15 protein-coding genes are annotated in these 16,478 nt (G+C 57.3%); 4 read left to right on the plus strand and 11 right to left on the minus strand.

Going from position 1 to position 16,478, the window contains the following annotated elements; translation table 11 throughout:
* Window positions 1-448: 448 nt before the first annotated feature.
* The 10 genes from FX155_RS10990 to FX155_RS11035 form a co-directional block, all read right to left on the minus strand.
* Window positions 449-1,030, minus strand: coding sequence for a manganese efflux pump MntP family protein (locus FX155_RS10990; RefSeq protein ID WP_154488711.1), 582 nt, complete (start codon window positions 1,028-1,030; stop codon window positions 449-451).
* Window positions 1,027-1,335 carry a hypothetical protein gene (locus tag FX155_RS10995; protein WP_022487237.1) on the minus strand — a complete coding sequence of 103 codons (309 nt, stop codon included), beginning with the start codon at window positions 1,333-1,335 and terminating at the stop codon, window positions 1,027-1,029. Before FX155_RS10995 ends, FX155_RS10990 begins: the two co-directional genes overlap by 4 nt.
* Before the next feature lie 94 nt (window positions 1,336-1,429).
* The gene (locus FX155_RS11000; protein WP_154488713.1) at window positions 1,430-2,665 is read right to left on the minus strand and encodes a M24 family metallopeptidase; all 1,236 of its coding nucleotides are present in this window, start codon (window positions 2,663-2,665) and stop codon (window positions 1,430-1,432) included.
* Between the two features lie 236 nt (window positions 2,666-2,901).
* Window positions 2,902-4,239: an adenosylmethionine--8-amino-7-oxononanoate transaminase gene (bioA, locus tag FX155_RS11005; RefSeq protein ID WP_154488714.1), complete on the minus strand. Its 1,338-nt coding sequence runs from the start codon at window positions 4,237-4,239 to the stop codon at window positions 2,902-2,904.
* 10 nt (window positions 4,240-4,249) lie between these two features.
* Window positions 4,250-4,936, minus strand: a complete 687-nt coding sequence (gene bioD, locus FX155_RS11010) for a dethiobiotin synthase (RefSeq protein WP_154488716.1) — start codon at window positions 4,934-4,936, stop codon at window positions 4,250-4,252.
* Between the two features lie 119 nt (window positions 4,937-5,055).
* On the minus strand, window positions 5,056-5,598 hold the full coding sequence (locus FX155_RS11015; RefSeq protein WP_022487241.1) for a biotin transporter BioY: 543 nt from the start codon (window positions 5,596-5,598) through the stop codon (window positions 5,056-5,058).
* Between the two features lie 139 nt (window positions 5,599-5,737).
* Window positions 5,738-6,004, minus strand: coding sequence for a DUF1653 domain-containing protein (locus tag FX155_RS11020; protein ID WP_154488719.1), 267 nt, complete (start codon window positions 6,002-6,004; stop codon window positions 5,738-5,740).
* A 338-nt stretch (window positions 6,005-6,342) separates the two neighbouring features.
* Window positions 6,343-7,209, minus strand: a complete 867-nt coding sequence (locus tag FX155_RS11025) for a DMT family transporter (RefSeq protein ID WP_154488721.1) — start codon at window positions 7,207-7,209, stop codon at window positions 6,343-6,345.
* Between the two features lie 102 nt (window positions 7,210-7,311).
* Window positions 7,312-8,484 carry an iron-containing alcohol dehydrogenase gene (locus FX155_RS11030; RefSeq protein WP_154488723.1) on the minus strand — a complete coding sequence of 391 codons (1,173 nt, stop codon included), beginning with the start codon at window positions 8,482-8,484 and terminating at the stop codon, window positions 7,312-7,314.
* Between the two features lie 74 nt (window positions 8,485-8,558).
* Window positions 8,559-9,188, minus strand: coding sequence for a formate/nitrite transporter family protein (locus FX155_RS11035; RefSeq protein ID WP_154488725.1), 630 nt, complete (start codon window positions 9,186-9,188; stop codon window positions 8,559-8,561).
* Between the two features lie 149 nt (window positions 9,189-9,337).
* On the opposite strand from FX155_RS11035, the gene FX155_RS11040 reads away from it, so the two are divergent.
* The 3 genes from FX155_RS11040 (at window position 9,338) to glsA (ending at window position 12,764) form a co-directional block, all read left to right on the plus strand.
* Window positions 9,338-10,288 carry a LysR family transcriptional regulator gene (locus tag FX155_RS11040; RefSeq protein ID WP_022487246.1) on the plus strand — a complete coding sequence of 317 codons (951 nt, stop codon included), beginning with the start codon at window positions 9,338-9,340 and terminating at the stop codon, window positions 10,286-10,288.
* A 103-nt stretch (window positions 10,289-10,391) separates the two neighbouring features.
* Window positions 10,392-11,795: an alanine/glycine:cation symporter family protein gene (locus FX155_RS11045; RefSeq protein ID WP_022487247.1), complete on the plus strand. Its 1,404-nt coding sequence runs from the start codon at window positions 10,392-10,394 to the stop codon at window positions 11,793-11,795.
* 48 nt (window positions 11,796-11,843) lie between these two features.
* Entirely contained in the window at window positions 11,844-12,764 is a 921-nt protein-coding gene (gene glsA / locus FX155_RS11050; protein WP_374047539.1) for a glutaminase A, read from the plus strand.
* 284 nt (window positions 12,765-13,048) lie between these two features.
* Here the strand turns inward: glsA and FX155_RS11055 are convergent, their stop codons facing one another.
* Entirely contained in the window at window positions 13,049-14,467 is a 1,419-nt protein-coding gene (locus tag FX155_RS11055) for a hypothetical protein (RefSeq protein ID WP_154488728.1), read from the minus strand.
* Window positions 14,468-14,761: 294 nt separating this feature from the next.
* Between FX155_RS11055 and gltS the strand changes: the two genes are divergently transcribed.
* Window positions 14,762-15,997 (plus strand): sodium/glutamate symporter, encoded by a 1,236-nt coding sequence (gene gltS, locus FX155_RS11060; protein WP_154488729.1) that lies wholly within the window; start codon window positions 14,762-14,764, stop codon window positions 15,995-15,997.
* Window positions 15,998-16,478 lie beyond the last annotated feature (481 nt).

The raw sequence follows: 16,478 nt of genomic DNA on the forward strand, positions 1-16,478 counted from the left end.
TCCAAAACAAGCTTGCATACCTGGATTTTGAAATCCCTGGTGTACATTTTTAGACTCTTCATAAAAGACGCTCCTTTCTCCAAGAAAGTCTCGCTTCATACTGTCTAAATATATGATACACCTTTCTAAGGTCTCGGGTCTCGAGTCGTGAGTCTCGAGACCCTGGATAGAACCTGTCCTTCAGCCAGGTTCTTCTTATTGTGTATAACCGTAGGGGGCGCAGGCCCGGCGCCCCGCAAAATGCACAGATAATCGATGATTTGGCGGGCTGCCCGGCGTGCAGCCCCTACGGTACCGATTTACACGTTCAAAAATTTGCCTGCAAATTTCTCATTCGGCTCGGGACTCGAGACTCGAGACCAATCCGCTATGCGGCTCTTGAGACCGGAGTGTTACACGCAGCATGCAGTACCCCCGTCAATGGCCGAAGGATGCCAGCTCCGCTGGCTTAGAACAAAAACGGCGTCCAGTTGTCCAGGATCCCGTAGTGCTCGATGACAGCCTTCAGGCCGATCAGCAGCAGGACGAAGCCCCCTGCTTTTTCTGCCCGTTCCTTGCCCCACATGCCGATTACCGAACCGCAGGCGCAGCCCAGGAAGGACAGGCAGAAGGTGATGGTGCCGATTTCCAGCACCGCCGGCAGGATCCGGATATCCAGGAAGGCGAATCCCACGCCCACCCCCAGGGCATCCAGGCTGGTGGCCACCGCCAGACCCAGCATGGTCCGGAATCCGGTGATCTTTTCTTTTTCCTGGTCCTCCCCGGCCTCTTTGATCATGTTCCAGCCGATGTAGGCCAGGATCACAAAGATGATCCAGTGGGAATAGGCTTCCGCCACCCTGGCGAAATGGCTTCCCAGTTCGTAGCCGATAAACGGCATCAGGGCCTGGAACACTCCGAACCAGGCTCCGAAGATCAGGCCTCCCTTGAACCGTTCCCGGCCTTCCATTTTCAGCCCCCCGCAGACGGAAACCGCAAAGGCATCCATGGACAGGGACACCGCCAGCAGGAAGAGAGTCAGAGCACTCATTTCCGGACGCCCTGGAGGACAAAATAGGTCAGGAACTTCAGTACCCGCAGTTCCTTTTCATTGTGCCGCTTGTCTTCGCTCATCTTTCCAAACACCGGCAGGGCCGTCTTCAGCATGGCCTTGGTGATCCCGTGCTGGCGTACCCCTCCCTGGAGGACGGATTTCCCGAATCCTTCCAGCACCTGAAGGGTCTGGCGTTTTTCCGCCCCGGTCAGCTTCCCGTTCCCCAGGATTTGCTTTTTGATGACTTCTTTCTGTTCCAGGAAGTCCTGTTTGTCCAGGAGTCCCGTTTCTTCTGCTGTCATATTTCTTTTTAACTCCCCTTGTTTCCGGGCCCTTTCCACAGGCAGGGCCCCATTGATTGTATCTTGTTATTTTATCATTTTCCCCGGTCTGAAATCAACGGACAACCCGCAGAGGCTGGGAACCTCCCGTCAGGCACACCGGCCCGTCAGGACCGATCCGGTAGGTGTTTTCCGTGCCCACCATGCCCAGTCCCGGCAGGGCGATCTTGGGTTCCACTGCAAAGACCATGTTTTCCTCTACCCGGTCCTTCACCCCCCCGGCGATCACCGGGGTCTCATCCATGCACATGCCGATGCTGTGGCCCAGGAACCGGCCTCCGTTCATGAACATCTTTTCATAATAAGGATCGAAGTCCCCCATCACCTGGTCGTAAATGTCCCCCAGCACCGCTCCCGGTTTCAAAAGAGCCAGGGTCTGCTGTTCCAGATCCAGACAGTAATTGTAGGCCCGGAGGATTTCCTCTTTGGCCGGATCCCGGTCCAGGTCCCCGAAATAGTACACCACCGTCTTGTCCGTATTGTACCCGTCCACCCCGCAGGGAATGTCCAGGTACACCAGCCGGCCCGGCTTCAACAGACGGAAGGCCGACCCGATGCTCTGGACCGCCACACAGGTGCCGCTGGTGCCCCCGGGGCCGTCAAAAGCGGTCCGCACCAGGGCGCTTTTCCCGAAGGAAGCCAGGCCGATGGCATCTTCCCCGGTAGGCCGGTTGGTCCGGGCCACCCCCTGGCTGCCTTTCAGCACCATCCGCAGGTATAGCTGGATGGCCAGTTCCGCTTCGCTGATCCCCACCTTCAGGAAAACCGGAGCCTCGTTCATCAGCACGTCCCCGTGGATCTGCCCGCTGCGGCTCAAAAGAGCCAGTTCATAGCCGCTTTTCACGCTCCGGAGGCCGCTGAGCACCGGATCCAGGTTTTTCCGGACTTCAAAAGGGAAATATTTCCGGAAGAACCGGAGCCATTCCAGGGAGGTGTGCTTTTCATCCAGGTACACTTCCCGGGGCAGGGCGTCCCCGTAGTACTCCGCCGGCTGCCGGTAGCTGTGCATCCGCCGGATCCACCCTTCCGGCAGGAGACTTTCGTTGAGAGCCCGGGCCAGGCTCCGGCGCACCCACAAAATGGCGTCCTGGGGACGGACCAGGAAGGCACCCTCCTGCATGGTACCGGTAAAATAATACATGTCCAGCTTGTCGGTGATCACCGCCAACTGCCAGGCCGGATCCTGCCGGGACAGGGCCTCCCGAAGCCGGGCCAGCCGGTTTTCCAGTTCCTCCCGGGGTACCCGGCGCAGATCTTCGCTGATCAGGATATCATGTTCCAAAATGGTCATAGGATGTTTTCCTCCTGTTGTTTTACTGGGAATGTCCCCATCTTACCACGAAAAAGGAGCTGCTGCACGAAAAAGGTACAGCAGCTCCTTCTGGGAGTTCCTCATGATGCTGATCCGGAGGGACGGACCAGGACGAAATCAGGCTCGTTGAATTCGTTGTCCTTATTATAGGACAGGTTCTGTTTTATGTCAACCTCATTTTATTTTTGGTTTACCTTTTCCCAGGCAGCCGGCTCTCAGGCCAGCACCTGTTCCAGGATATCCATGGCCTGGGTCAGCTCCGCCCGGGTAATGGTGAGAGGCGGGTTGAAATACAGCACATCTCCCAAAGGCCGGAGTACCAGTCCCTGTTCCAGGGCCTTTTGATAGAAGTGATACCCCAGCCGTTTTTCCGCCGGGAAGGGCCGTTTGGTCTTTTTGTCCGCAACCAGTTCCAGGGCGTGGATCAGGCCGATGTGGCGGATTTCTCCCACCAGGGGATGGTTCCCGAACCGGGCTTCCATTTCTCCAGTGAGCCACCGGGCGGTTTCCCGGGCCCGGGGCAGGATCTGTTCCTGTTCCAGCACATCCAGCACCCCGTGGGCCGCCGCACACCCCAGGGGATTCCCGGCATAGGTGTGGCTGTGGAGAAAGGCCTTGTGCTTGCCGTAATCATCGTAGAAGGCCTCATAGATCTCCCGGGTGGTCACCGTCAGGGACATGGGCAGATACCCTCCGGTCAATCCTTTGGACAGGCACAGCACATCCGGGGTGATCCCGGCCTGGCCGCAGGCGAACAGGGTACCGGTCCGGCCGAAGCCCGTAGCGATTTCGTCGGCGATCAGCTTCACCTCATAGGCATCGCACAGCGCCCGGAGCTTTTGGAGATAGAGAGCCGGGTACACCCGCATGCCGGCGCTGCCCTGGAGCAGGGGCTCCACAATCATAGCGGCAGTTTCCCGGCCGTGGAGGGCAAAGGCTTCTTCCGCTTTGGCGAAGCATTCACACTGGCAGTGGTCCCGGTCCTTTCCATAGGGGCAGCGGAAACAGTCCGGGGCTTCCACATGGATGTTGTCCATCATCATGGGCTTGTACAGTTTGGCGAACAGATCCATGCTCCCCACGGACAGAGCCCCGATGGTTTCTCCGTGGTACCCTTCCGTCAGGCACATGAACCGCTGTTTTTCCGGATGGCCGGTCTGGGCCCAGTACTGGAAACACAGCTTCAGAGCCGCTTCCACCGCCGCCGATCCGTTGTCGTGGAACTGGAACCGGCACAGCCCTTCCGGCACCAGGGTCTTCAGCCGTTCCGCCAGGGTAATGGCCGGGGCATGGGTGAAATTGGCAAAGATCACATGTTCCAGTTTGTCCAGCTGGTCTTTGATCCGTCCATTGAGCACCGGATTCCGGTGGCCCAGCAGATTGGCCCACCAGGAGCTGACAATGTCCAGATAGGCTTTGCCGTGGATGTCGTAGAGCCAGACTCCCTGGGCATGATCGATGACCATGGGAGGCAGGGTTTCGTAATCTTTCATTTGTGAACAGGGATGCCAGATCAGGTCCAGGTCTCGCTGTTCCATTGTTTTGTGTTCCATTTTCGTCTCCTTAGGTATAAGCTTCCAGCAGTCTGTCCAGAGGGCCTTCCAGTTCCCGTTCCCCTTCCTTTACACAGGCCAGCACCGGCAGGCCGGTAAGTTCCTCCACCATGATCCGGTTGTCTTCCTGCATCCGGTCTCCCGGTTTCCACCGGTTGAACAGGATTCCCCGGACAGGAATAGCCCGGTGCCGGAGATATTCCACCGTCAGCACCGTACTGTTGATGGTCCCCAGTCCCCCATCCGCCACCAGAAGGCAGCCCAGGTCCAGAGCCTGGATCATGTCCTCCAGCAGCAGGTAGTGATTCTTTTCCCAGCCCAGAGGACACAGGATGCCCCCGCTGCCTTCCATGGTAAGATACTGGTGCCGGTCTTTGGCCTTCCGGAAGGCCTGCCGGATCTTGTCCAGGTCCACCGGATGGTTGTTGATCCGGGCCGCCAGATGAGGGGACACCGCTTCCCGGTACACATAGGTCACCAGATCTTCCAGAGGGTCCGGGATCCCGGCGGTTTCCTTCACCCAGACAGCATCCCCGGGCACCAGTTTCCCGTTTCCGTCCGGTTCCGCCCCGCTGAGGGCGGCCTTGTAGTAGCTGCCGTCCAGCCCCGCTTCCCGGATCTTCTTCACCAGAAGCCCGGTCACATAGGTCTTCCCCACATCCGTACCCGTTCCCGTAATGAATATCGCTTTGCCCATTGCATTCCTCTCCTTTGCTGTTCCCGTCAGGAACCCTTGATTCCAACGCTGTAGGGGCTCGCCGGAGGCAAGCCCGTCCCGGCCGCTGACAGAGGGGCTGCTGCCCAGGCAGCAGTCCCTCACACCCAGATCCCCGCCTTCCGGCACCGGAGCCCTACAAAGGCCGCTCCCAGGCACAGGAGGAAATCCGGCACCACCTGGAGTACCCCGCAGTACCACAGGGCCGCCCAGAAGCCGATGGGGGCCTGGACCAGATAGTTGGAGGACAGCCAGAAATAGCTGATTCCCAGCACATAGACGATGACCATCCCCACCAGGTTGATCCCCAGGAGCCGGGACAGGGTCACCTCAGCAGTTCCCTGCCGGGCCAGCTTCCCGCAGACCCAGGCCTGGATGGTAAACCCCACCAGATACCCAAAGGTGGGCTGGAGCACATAGGAGGGCCCCCCTCCGGAAGCAAACACCGGGATCCCCACAAGGCCCATGACCACATAGGTCCCTACCGCCAGGGCCCCCAGCCGGGCTCCCAGCAGCAGTCCCGCCAGCAGGGTGAACATGAACTGCAGGGTGTACACATCGCTCCCCACCGGGATTCGGATCAGGGCCCCCACTGCCACCAGGGCAATGAACAGCCCGCACAACACCATTTCACGCAAACGCACAGCCTCACCTCCAGAATTTTCAGACTTCCTTACCATACAGGAAACGGTCTATTTCGTCAACCTAGTGTTTTAGTATAGTTAACGTAAAAGGTAAGCTGCAGCGCAGCTCACCTTTTTGTCAGCTGTCAACCGACAGCCCCTACACCTTCTCAAACCGGTACTTCTGCTTCACTTCCGGATACTTCTTATGATCCACTTCGCTGTAGAACATGGCAGAGGGGCGGACATAGAGTCCGAAATCTCCGTAGAGGGCCTGGTACACCATCAAAGGCTCCCGGGTTTCCGAATGGACCGCCGGGCCGATGATCTGGTACAGGTACCGATTGGTCCGTTTCTCCTCCTCCGTCAGCCGTTCCCGCTTGAAATGCCGGACAATGTCACCTGGATGAAAAATACGGTTTTCCATTTTCATTCTCCTTGTAATTAAAATAAAGGAACCCGCAGCAGGCGGGTTTCTTTAATGATAAACGCATCCGTTGGATGCTAACCCACCACCAGCCTCACGGCTGGTCCCCCGCCCTTGAAAAGGGCGGATAAATGGCACATCGGGCTTACGCCCTTGTGCCGCAAGCAAGGGCCAGAGGCCCGAGCGTATATCCGCCCCTTTGCAAGGGCGGGGGACCGTTGCGCTTGCGCAATGGTGGTGGGTTAGCAGCGCCAGCTGCGTTTCCCTTCAAAGGCCGGCGGATGCCGACCTTCCTTCGGCCGCTGACCGTTGACTGGGCTGCTGCCCAGGCAGCAGCCCTACTTCCTCTCCCCGCTGATCATGCCCCCCAGCACCAGACAGATCCCTGCCAGCTGGAGCTCCGTAATGGGCTCCTGGAGCACGAATACGGAAATACACACAGCCACCACCGGATCCACATAGCTGAGGATGGCAGTGGTCTGGGCCGGCACCTGGGTCAGGCTGCCGAAATAGATCCCGTAGGCCAGGCCGGTGTGGACGATCCCCAAGAGCAGGGTCAGCCCCCAGCCGGCGGCCGTCATGGTGTGGAAATCCAGCTGTCCGGTGACCAGACAGTAGGCCAGCAGGAAAAAGGCCGCCGTCCCCAGCTGCACCGCCGTCTGTTCATAGGGATCCAGGCCCTGGATGGTCTTGCTCAGCACAATGATCCCGGCATAGAAAAGGGCACCGGCCAGAGCATACAGGACTCCGGCAATATCACCCATGTCCCCGTTGGAGCCCAGCACCCCGGATACCAGCAGCATGCCCCCGATGGTAATGGCCGCGCACACCAGCTTCCGGCGGCTGATGGTCTCATGGAACACCAGAGGGGCTGCCGCCAGCATGAACACCGGAGCCATGTAGTAGCACAGGGTGGCAATGGCCACGGTGGTATGGTTGAAGGCTTCAAAAAAGAACACCCAGTCCAGCCCCAGGAGAAGGCCGCTGAGCAGCAGCCTCGGGGCACGGGCCTTCAGCCGGTCCCGGTGGAAGGGGATATGGTCCCCCTGCATCAGCACCAGCAGAGTCAGACACCCCAGGGTGGCCCGGAGAAAGGCCAGAGGCACAGAGCCCAGAGGGATGAACCGGCGCACCAGACCGATGGTGCCGAAAATGGCCAAAGACAGGAGCATCTGCCCCCGGGGAGAGAGAAATGAAAAATTCATGGAATGGTTTCCGTCCTTTGCTTCAGTTTGGAAAAAAAGGGGGGCTGTTGCCGAAGCAACAGCCCCGACAACCTAAGTTGTACCACCTTTGTACAACCTGTTTTACCGATAGGCTTTCTGGTAAATGGCCACACAGTCTTCCCGGGTCAGGGCCATCCGGTCGTTGGCAAACAGGCCTTTCATGGCGGTCATGGCATTTTCCGCCATTTTGGGAAATTCATCCGGAGCAATCCCGTAATCGCTCATTTTCAATCCGTCCACGCCGCAGGCTTTCTGGAGATCGGCCAGGGCCGCCAGGAAGTCCTCCGGCCCCCGGGCCTCCTTCCGGCCCAGGAACCGGGCCAGATCCGTCAGCCGGTCATCACACACATGGTGCTCTGCCATCCAGCCGAAATAGGCCAGGGAAACCATGATCAGCCCGGCACCATGGGGCAGGGCTTCATGGTAGGCACTCATGGCATGTTCCAGGGAATGTTCGCTGGTGCAGCCTCCCAGGACCATGGCATAGCCGGACAAGGTGTTGGCAAAGGCCATATGGGTCCGGGCTTCCAGGCTGCTGCCCTGGGCCACTGCCTGGGGCAGGAATGCCCCAATGTTCCGGATGGCAGTGGAAGCCACCATGTCGCTCATCAGGTTGGCCTTCCGGTTCACATAGGTTTCCAGGCTGTGGAACAGGGCATCGAACCCCTGGAACGCCGTAAGCCGGGGCGGCACCGTCACCATCAGTTCCGGATCCACAATGGCCAGGAAGGGATACAGATCCGGGAATTTCAGCCCAATCTTTTCATGGGTTTCCTGGTTGGTGATTACGCTGGTGGCATCCACTTCCGAACCGGTGCCTGCAGTGGTGGTAATGGCGATCACCGGCAGGGCCCGGCGGGCATGTTTCTGTCCTTTGCCGGTGCCGGATCCCACATAGTCCCATAAATTCCCCTCGTTCACCGCCATAAGGGCAATGGCCTTGGCGGCATCCATCACCGAGCCTCCACCCAGGGCCACGATCAGGTCCGCTCCCAGTTCCCGGGCAGCACGGGCTCCCTGTCCCACACTTTCCAGGGTGGGATTGGCCTGGATCCTGTCGAACACCGCCGTGGCCACTCCGGCCGCCGCCAGTTCCTTTTCCGTCCGGTCCAGATAGCCGTTGACCCGGGTGGATTTCCCGCAGGAAATTACGATCAGGGCCTTTTTCCCCGGCAATTTCTGGCCATGGAGCTGATTCAGCTGCCCGGCTCCAAACAGAACTTTCGTAGGTATGTCAATTTGAAATGGATTCATCCTAACGCCCCCTCAGCAGAATATACTTCGAGTATAGCAAAAAAGCCCTCCGGATGCCAGTCCCGTTCTCCCTTTTACCGGGCCGCCCGGCGCCCTGCCTGCCGGGCCCCCCAGGCGGTGATCCCTCCGCACACATTGCCGGCGGTGATCACCAGGAGCCGCACCAGGGTTTCCTGGTCCATCTGGCCCGCCATGAAATAGTAGAACATGTCCGCCACACTGTGTTCATAGCCACTCATGATGAACACGGTGATCCCCACGAAAATAGCCAGGTATTTCCCCAGCACATGGGGAAAGGTTTTGTACCCTTCCACCGCAATGAACACGAAGAGATTGCAGAAGAACCCCAGCACGAACAGACTCAGGAAGGTATCCCCGTTTTTGGCCATCACCAGGGCCTGGGCCGCCTTCCGGGCCGCCGGCCCCATCCGGGTCAGAAACAACAGGTTGGCCGCCAGCCCGGCCCCCAGCCAGTTGCCGATCCAGATCACCGGAAACTGGAGCCAGCACCACAAAGGCTGTTCCAGGGCATAGCACACCCGGCCGGTGAACAGGTGGAACTGCATTTCACAGATGGTGCAAAGACCGATGCAGAACAGCACCGCTCCCACCAGCTTCTCCGTCTGGAGCAGGAACACCGCTCCCCCCAGCCCGATACAGAACCCTGCCGCAAGGGAAGAAGGCAGTATTTTCGTCAGCTTCATAAGATTCCTCCTTGAATTATTGGAATTCCATTCCATTGATGGGTTGTACCCGAAATATACCACACCCTCTATCGGGAAATCGTCAAAAAAAGACAGTGAAAATTTAAAATTATGTTATAATACAGCTGACATCACACCAGGAGGTTCCCATGGACACCAACAATCTTCGCTATTTTGCCGCCGTGGCCCAGTACGGGTCCATTACCCGGGCGGCCAAAGCCATGTACATATCCCAGCCCCAGCTCAGCCACATCATCAAGCAGCTGGAAAAAGAAATGGGTCTCACCCTGTTCCGGCGCACCAGCCAGGGCACCCGGCTGACCCTGGACGGCCAGCGGATCCTGGCCCATTCCAAGGTGATCCTCCGGGAAATGGACCAGCTCCAGCACCTTTCCTCCGCCCGGAAGCAGGACTGCGGCTGCCTGAACGTAAGCATGACCCGTTTTTCCCACACCGCCGAATGTTTCAACGAAATATGCCGGCGCTACCAGGATGCGGAAAGCTTTTCCAACCATCTTTGCGAAGCCGCCACCTTGGATGTGATCTCCCAGGTGAAGAACGGCTATTCCAACGTGGGAGTGATCCACATGGCCACCCGCCGGGATGATCTGGAGGCCTATTTTTCCCAGCAGGGGCTCCACTACATCCCCCTGGCCGCGTTCCGTCCCTATGTGTGCCTGTCCTCTGACCATGAGCTGGTCCGACGGTTCGGCCGGAAGGGCATCCACCTTCAGGATCTCCGGGATTACGGCTTCGTCCGGTACATCGGCCAATATGAGGATTTCATCTACCACCTCAGCACGGAAAAAGGCCCCATCGATCTGAACGATACCCGGAAAGTGATCTACGTCAACGACCGGCAGGAACAGATGGCCCTTCTCTCCCGGACCAATTTCTTCACGGTGGGGATCATGGAATTCCAGGGACAGGATTCCCTGTACAAGGTGGTCTCCGTTCCTCTCTTGGACTGCAGCGAACACCTCCGGTTCGGAGCGATTCTCCGGGAAGGCGCCATGCTGTCCCGGATGGAAAACGATTTCATCCAGCTGCTCCGGGAACGGTATACCCGGCTCCAGGGAGAACATCCTTCATCGGCATGATAAATGGCCCCCATGTACATCATCTATTTCCCCGATACTTAATTCTTCTCTTATAATGAATTTATAGAAAAGCTTATAAATTCAGAACGGGAGGAACAACAAGATGATGGAATTTCTCGATGCCGTAGACAGTATCCTGTACTATCCGATCCTACTGGTGGTCATGGGGGCCGCCGGTCTCTACTTCAGTTTCCGTATGGGCTTCGTCCAGGTCCGCATGCTGCCGGAAGCCATCCGGCTCCTGATGGTAAAGCCCAAGGACGGAGGCACGTCCCCCTTCCAGGCCCTGATGGTCTCCACCGCTTCCTGTGTGGGCACCGGGAACATCATCGGGGTTTCCACCGCCATCTGCCTGGGTGGCCCGGGAGCCATTTTCTGGATGACCGTCATGGCCATTATCGGAGCCGCTTCCTCCTTTACGGAATGCACCCTGGCCCAGGTGTTCAAACGGAAACGTCCGGACGGTTCCGCCTACGGAGGCCCTGCCTACTACATCGAAGATGCCCTCCACAACAAGGCCCTGGCCACGGCCTTTGCCGTATTCCTGCTGCTCACCTACTCCTGCGGCTTCAACCTGCTGTGTTCCTACAACACCCAGTCCACCTTCTCCGTGTACAGCTTCTATGATCCTGCGGTGACTCCGGCCATCATCGGGGCCATCCTGGCGGCTCTGGTGGGAGCCTGCGTCATGGGCGGTGCCAAAAGCATCGAAAAGGCCGCCGGCATCCTGGTGCCCTTCATGGGGGTTGCCTATGTAATCGTTTCCATTGTGGTACTGGTAATGAACTTCGGGGAACTGCCCCGGGTGCTGGAAACCATCATGGCTGACGCCTTCAACTTCAAGGCCATTTTCAGCGGTATCGGCGGTTCCTGCCTGGTCATGGGCATCAAACGGGGCCTGTATTCCAATGAAGCCGGTGTAGGGTCCGCCCCCAACGCGGCAGCTGCAGCCTCCACCACCCATCCGGTGAAACAGGGCCTGGTCCAGATGCTGTCCGTCTACATCGATACGGTGATCCTGTGCAACGCCACCGCCCTTATGTGCCTGGTGTCCGAAGTGCCCGGAAACGCGGAAAACGCCGGGGCCGTCTGGGTCCAGACATCCCTCCACAAAGTCCTGGGGAACTTCGGTCCCTGGTTCATTACCGTAGCCATGCTGCTGTTCTCCTTCACCACCCTGATCGGGAACATCTACTACTGTGAAAACGGCCTGGCCTATCTGAACCACAAAAAAATGCCCGGTTCCGGGTTCATGAAAGCCTTTAAACTGTATGCCGTGCTCATCGTCTTTGTGGGTGCCATCATCCCCATGGCCGCTGCTTGGGATCTGGCGGACATTATGATGGGAGGCATGACCCTGATCAACCTGACTGCCTGCGTGCTCCTGGGGAGTGTGGTGGTCAAGGCCTATGAAGATTACAGAATGCAGAAAGCCGCCGGACTGGATCCCCACTTCAAGGGAACGGCCCTGGGGCTGAAACCGGAAGAACTGGACTTCTGGAAATAAACAAAACAAGAAAGGAAGAGTGCCATTATGGTCATGGACAAAGAAGAGATCCAGCGGATCCTGGAAAAAGCCCTGGAAGAAGGACGGAATGTGCTGTATGAAGGCAAAGTGGCCAGCTACATCCCGGAACTGGCCAAAGCCAACTCCGGGAACCTGGGAGTCTGCCTGATGCGGAAGGACGGGTCGGAATACTGTGCCGGGGATTATGACATCCCCTTCACCATGCAGAGCATTTCCAAAACCTTCTCCCTGATCCTGGCCCTCCAGACTGCCGGCTATGACAAGGTCTTCAGCAAAATCGGCATGGAGCCCACAGGCGACCGGTTCGACAGCATCCTCCAGCTGGAGCTGAAAGACTGGCGTCCCTTCAACCCCATGATCAACGCTGGGGCTATCGTCACCGCCAGCTGCATCGAGGCTCCGGATCCCTTCCAGAGCTTCCTGGACCTGGTCCGGAAACTGTGCGGCAACCCCAAAATCAGCCTGAATCAGTCCGTCTATCAGTCGGAAAAGAAAACCGGCACCCGGAACCGTTCCATTGCCTTCCTGCTGAAAAGCGACAATGTGCTGGACGGGGAACCGGAAGAAGTACTGGATGTATACTTCCGCATGTGCTCGGTGATGGTCACCGCCCGGGACCTGGCCCATTACGGCATGATTCTGTCCAACCACGGGGTGGATCCCACCACCGGGGAACAGCTGGTGGATTCCACCATCGTCCGGATCGTCACCACCCTAATGATGCTCTGCGGCATGTACGATGAATCCGGAGAATACGCCGTGAAGGTCGGCATGCCCAGCAAAAGCGGCGTGGGCGGCGGCATCTGCGCCATCGCCCGGCACGGCATCGGCATCGGCACCTTCGGTCCCATGCTGAACAAAAAGGGCAACAGCGTGGGGGGCGAACGGATCCTCCGGGTCCTCTCCGACTCCCTGGGGCTGCATGTGTTTGATACGAAGGAATTCTAAAAAAAAAGGGGCTGTTGCTTGCGCAACAGCCCCTTAGTCGGAAGTCAGGAGTCGGGAGTCGGAAGCCTCAGGATAGGATCCGCCTGGCTAGGCGGATCCTTTTGATTCTGTAGAACAAGAATCGAAATCAGTCTAAGAGATCATTTCGGCCAAAGGTTCTGCATGTTCAAAAATTTGCTTGCAAATTTCACCTTCGGCTCCAGACTTCAGACTCCAGACTTGAGCCGCTATGCGGCTCTACAGCTAAGGGGGTGTTGCACACAGCGTGCAACACCCCCTTTCACTCAGATCGGCAATTTATGGATAATAATGGAGAAGATTACCATGAACAGGGTGGCCAAAGGCTGGGTAGCCCCATAGGACACCGCCGGTTCATCGCATTCCAGGGCATCCACGGCAGCCCCCAGGCCGGGAGCGGAAGTCATGCCCCCGGTAATGGCCCCGCTGAGCAGGGTCCAGTTGATGTGGAAGGCATAGCGCCCCAGCAGGAACCCGAACAGCACGGACAGGATGGCCACCAGGGAGGAAATGATTACGATCATGTACCCGGCCCCGGTAATGGCATCAACGACCCGGAACCCGTAGTTCAGGCCGGTACCTGCCAGGAACACGGACAGGAAATAGGTCCGCATCTTCCCCAGCACCGTGGAGTTCATCCGGAAGTTCACAGGACCCACTTTCCCAATGGAGCCCAGCCCCAGGGAAACCAGGATGGCACCGCCGGTGGAACCCAGAGAGAACATCCCCAGGGGCCCCATGTAAATCTTGATGGAACCCAGCACATACCCCAGGAACGCCGCCAGGGAGAACCCGACGAAATCCATGGGCACTTCCGGCATGGTGGAAGCCGCCAGCTTTTCGTTGTTCTTGATGTCGATGGCCTTTTGGGCGAAATATTTCTTTTTTTCTTCCTCAACATCAAACCCGAAGATCTTGGGAATTACGTTGATCCCCAGGATCAGGAACAGCACCCCGAAGGGATACCCGATGGAGTGGCCCACCCCTACGCCGGCCTTGGCTTCCGTCACGAAGACTTCCACATCTTCCGGGCTCAGGGATTGGGTGTTTTCCAGAGTCATGGTTTCCGGAACAGGAGTGCCCCGGAGTTTGGCATCCCGGGTTTTGGCCCCGTTCACAATGGCCAGGATCTTCTTCTGGGCCTTTTCAGGCTGGTTGGCAAAATCCTGGGCCAGCCGTCTGGATTCGCTGTCGGAAGATTCCGTAGCGGCAGCCAGACCGGCCGAACTGGTGAGGGCCCCGGTGTAGGTACCGGTGATCTGGTACGGACTCAGGTTGTCGAGGGTCTGAGAAAATCCATAGGAAGCTACGGCCCCTACAAAGGGAATGAAAATGGCCAGGGCCACAAACTGTTTCCCGAATTTGTTGATGGCGTATTTCATGTCTTTGGCGGCCAGCAGCCCGGTCCCTACAATGAAGATCAGCAGAGACAGGTTCATCAGGGAGCCGTCGATGACTTTCCCCTGCATCACCTTCAGAGCGGCAGCGTAGTACTTGCTGCCCTTTTCGAAAGTGGCGGCATACTGGGTCAGGAAATACCCGATGCCCAGGCCGATGAACAGGGTCCCGGTAATCCCGAATTTAAACTTCCGGAATTTCAGTTCCCCAAACAGGTTCCCCAGTGCCATGGTGGCAAACAAAAGAACCAAGGGATTGAAGATAAAGGCAATCAGATTGAATTGCATATGAAGTTGTCCCCCTCTAAAAAAGAATAAGAAAAAGAATAAAAATAAATATGCGTATATTGTACAGGAGATTGGTGAAATAGACAATAGTTCTGAAAAGTTATTTTTATTTTTTGTATATTAAGATATTTTATGGTCTGTGTCCAGTATTTTTAACTCGAATGTTGCTTTTGTAACATTTTCAGATCACGTTCTTCTAAATCTTTCTGAATTCTTTTAAAACTATCCATATTTCGTTACAATATATAATATATATGATTTCTGCATTTTTACTCAGAAAGGAAGCGATGTTCCATGTCCATCATTATGCTGAAAAATGTCCTGACTTTCAAGGCGGATGCCATTTTTACCGCCGCCCTGGCAGCCGTCATGCTGCTTTTGGGATACTGGGTGAAGGGGAAGAGTTCCGCCCTCCGGAAATACTGCATCCCGGCTCCTGTGGTGGGAGGATTCCTGTTCATGTTCATCACCTTCATCGGCCATCAGACCGGAGCCTACGGGTTCAAATTCGACACCTATTTCCAGGATCCCTTTATGCTGGCCTTCTTCACCACCGTGGGGCTGGGTGCCAGCATCACCCTGTTGAAAAAAGGCGGGGGCCTGCTGATCATCTACTGGCTGGTGTCCGGCATCGTCTCCATCTGTCAGAATGGCATCGGCATCGCCTTTTCCAAGATCTTCGGCATTGAAGCCCCCTATGCCCTGCTGGCCAGCGCCATTTCCATGATCGGGGGCCACGGCGCCGCAGCCGCCTATGGAAAGACCTTCGTGTCCATGGGCTATCCTGCCGGACTGGAAGTGGGCATGGCCGCCGCCACCTTCGGTCTCATCTCCGCGGTGCTGGTAGGGGGACCGGTAGCCCGGATGCTCATTGAAAAGTACCATCTGGAACCGGATCCCACGGAAAACTTCGACACAGATGTGGAAAAAGTCAACGCCGCTTCCCAGGAAAAACTCAGCTCCCTGGACATTATCAAGAACGTCACCGCCATCCTGTGCTGCATGGCCATCGGCTCCATGATCTCCGGCTGGATCGGGAAACTGATCCACATGAGTTTCCCCACCTATGTAGGGGCCATGTTCACCGCCGTGATCCTCCGGAACCTGAATGAAAAATACCATTTCTATCAGTTCAATTTCTCCCTGGTGGACGGCATCGGAGATGTGATGCTGAACCTGTACCTGGCCATCGCCCTTATGACCCTGCGGCTGTGGGAGCTGTCCGGGCTCCTGGGCGGTGTAGTGCTGGTTGTGGCGGCCCAGGTGGTGTTCATGGTCCTGGCCTGCCGGTTCGTGATCTTCAAGATCCTGGGAGGCAATTATGACGCAGCCGTCATGTGCGCCGGGCTCTGCGGCCACGGGCTGGGAGCCACCCCCTCCGCCATCGTGAACATGACCGCCGTCAAAGACAAATACGGCATGAGCCGGAAAGCCTTCATGATCGTCCCCATTGTAGGGGCCTTCCTGGTGGACGTGATCTACCAGCCTCAGACCATAGCCTTCATCAAGTTCTTCGTAATGCCGAAGTAAGCAAAGAGGGTGCTGCAAAAAGCGTGCAGCACCCTCTTTGCTGTCAGCGGACAACGGCCGAAGGTAGAAACCCGCCGAATGGCGGGTTTCTTCGATTCCGGACGCAGCCGGTGCTGCTAACCCACCACCCATGCTGCGCATGGATACCCCCGCCCTTGAAAAGGGCGGATAGCAGGCACGCGGGCAATGCCCTTGTGCCTGAAGCCCCAGCGTATATCCGCCCTTTTCAAGGGCGGGGGACCGTTGCGCCTGCGCAATGGTGGTGGGTTAGCAGCCCACAGGCTGCGTTTCCCTTCAAAGAAACCTGTCCCTGGCGGGTTTCCTCCATCGCCCGCTGACCGTTGACAGCTGACTGCTGACACAAAAAAATTCCGCATCCATCAGATGCGGAATTTTCCTAACCGGCAGCTCCCTATCCTCCCGGACCGTTTCCAGTCGAGTACTTTCGGCGTATAAGGGCTTAACTGCTGTGTTCGGCATG

This window comes from Acidaminococcus fermentans (assembly GCF_009696675.1).
In the GTDB taxonomy this organism is placed as follows: Bacteria; Bacillota; Negativicutes; order Acidaminococcales; family Acidaminococcaceae; genus Acidaminococcus.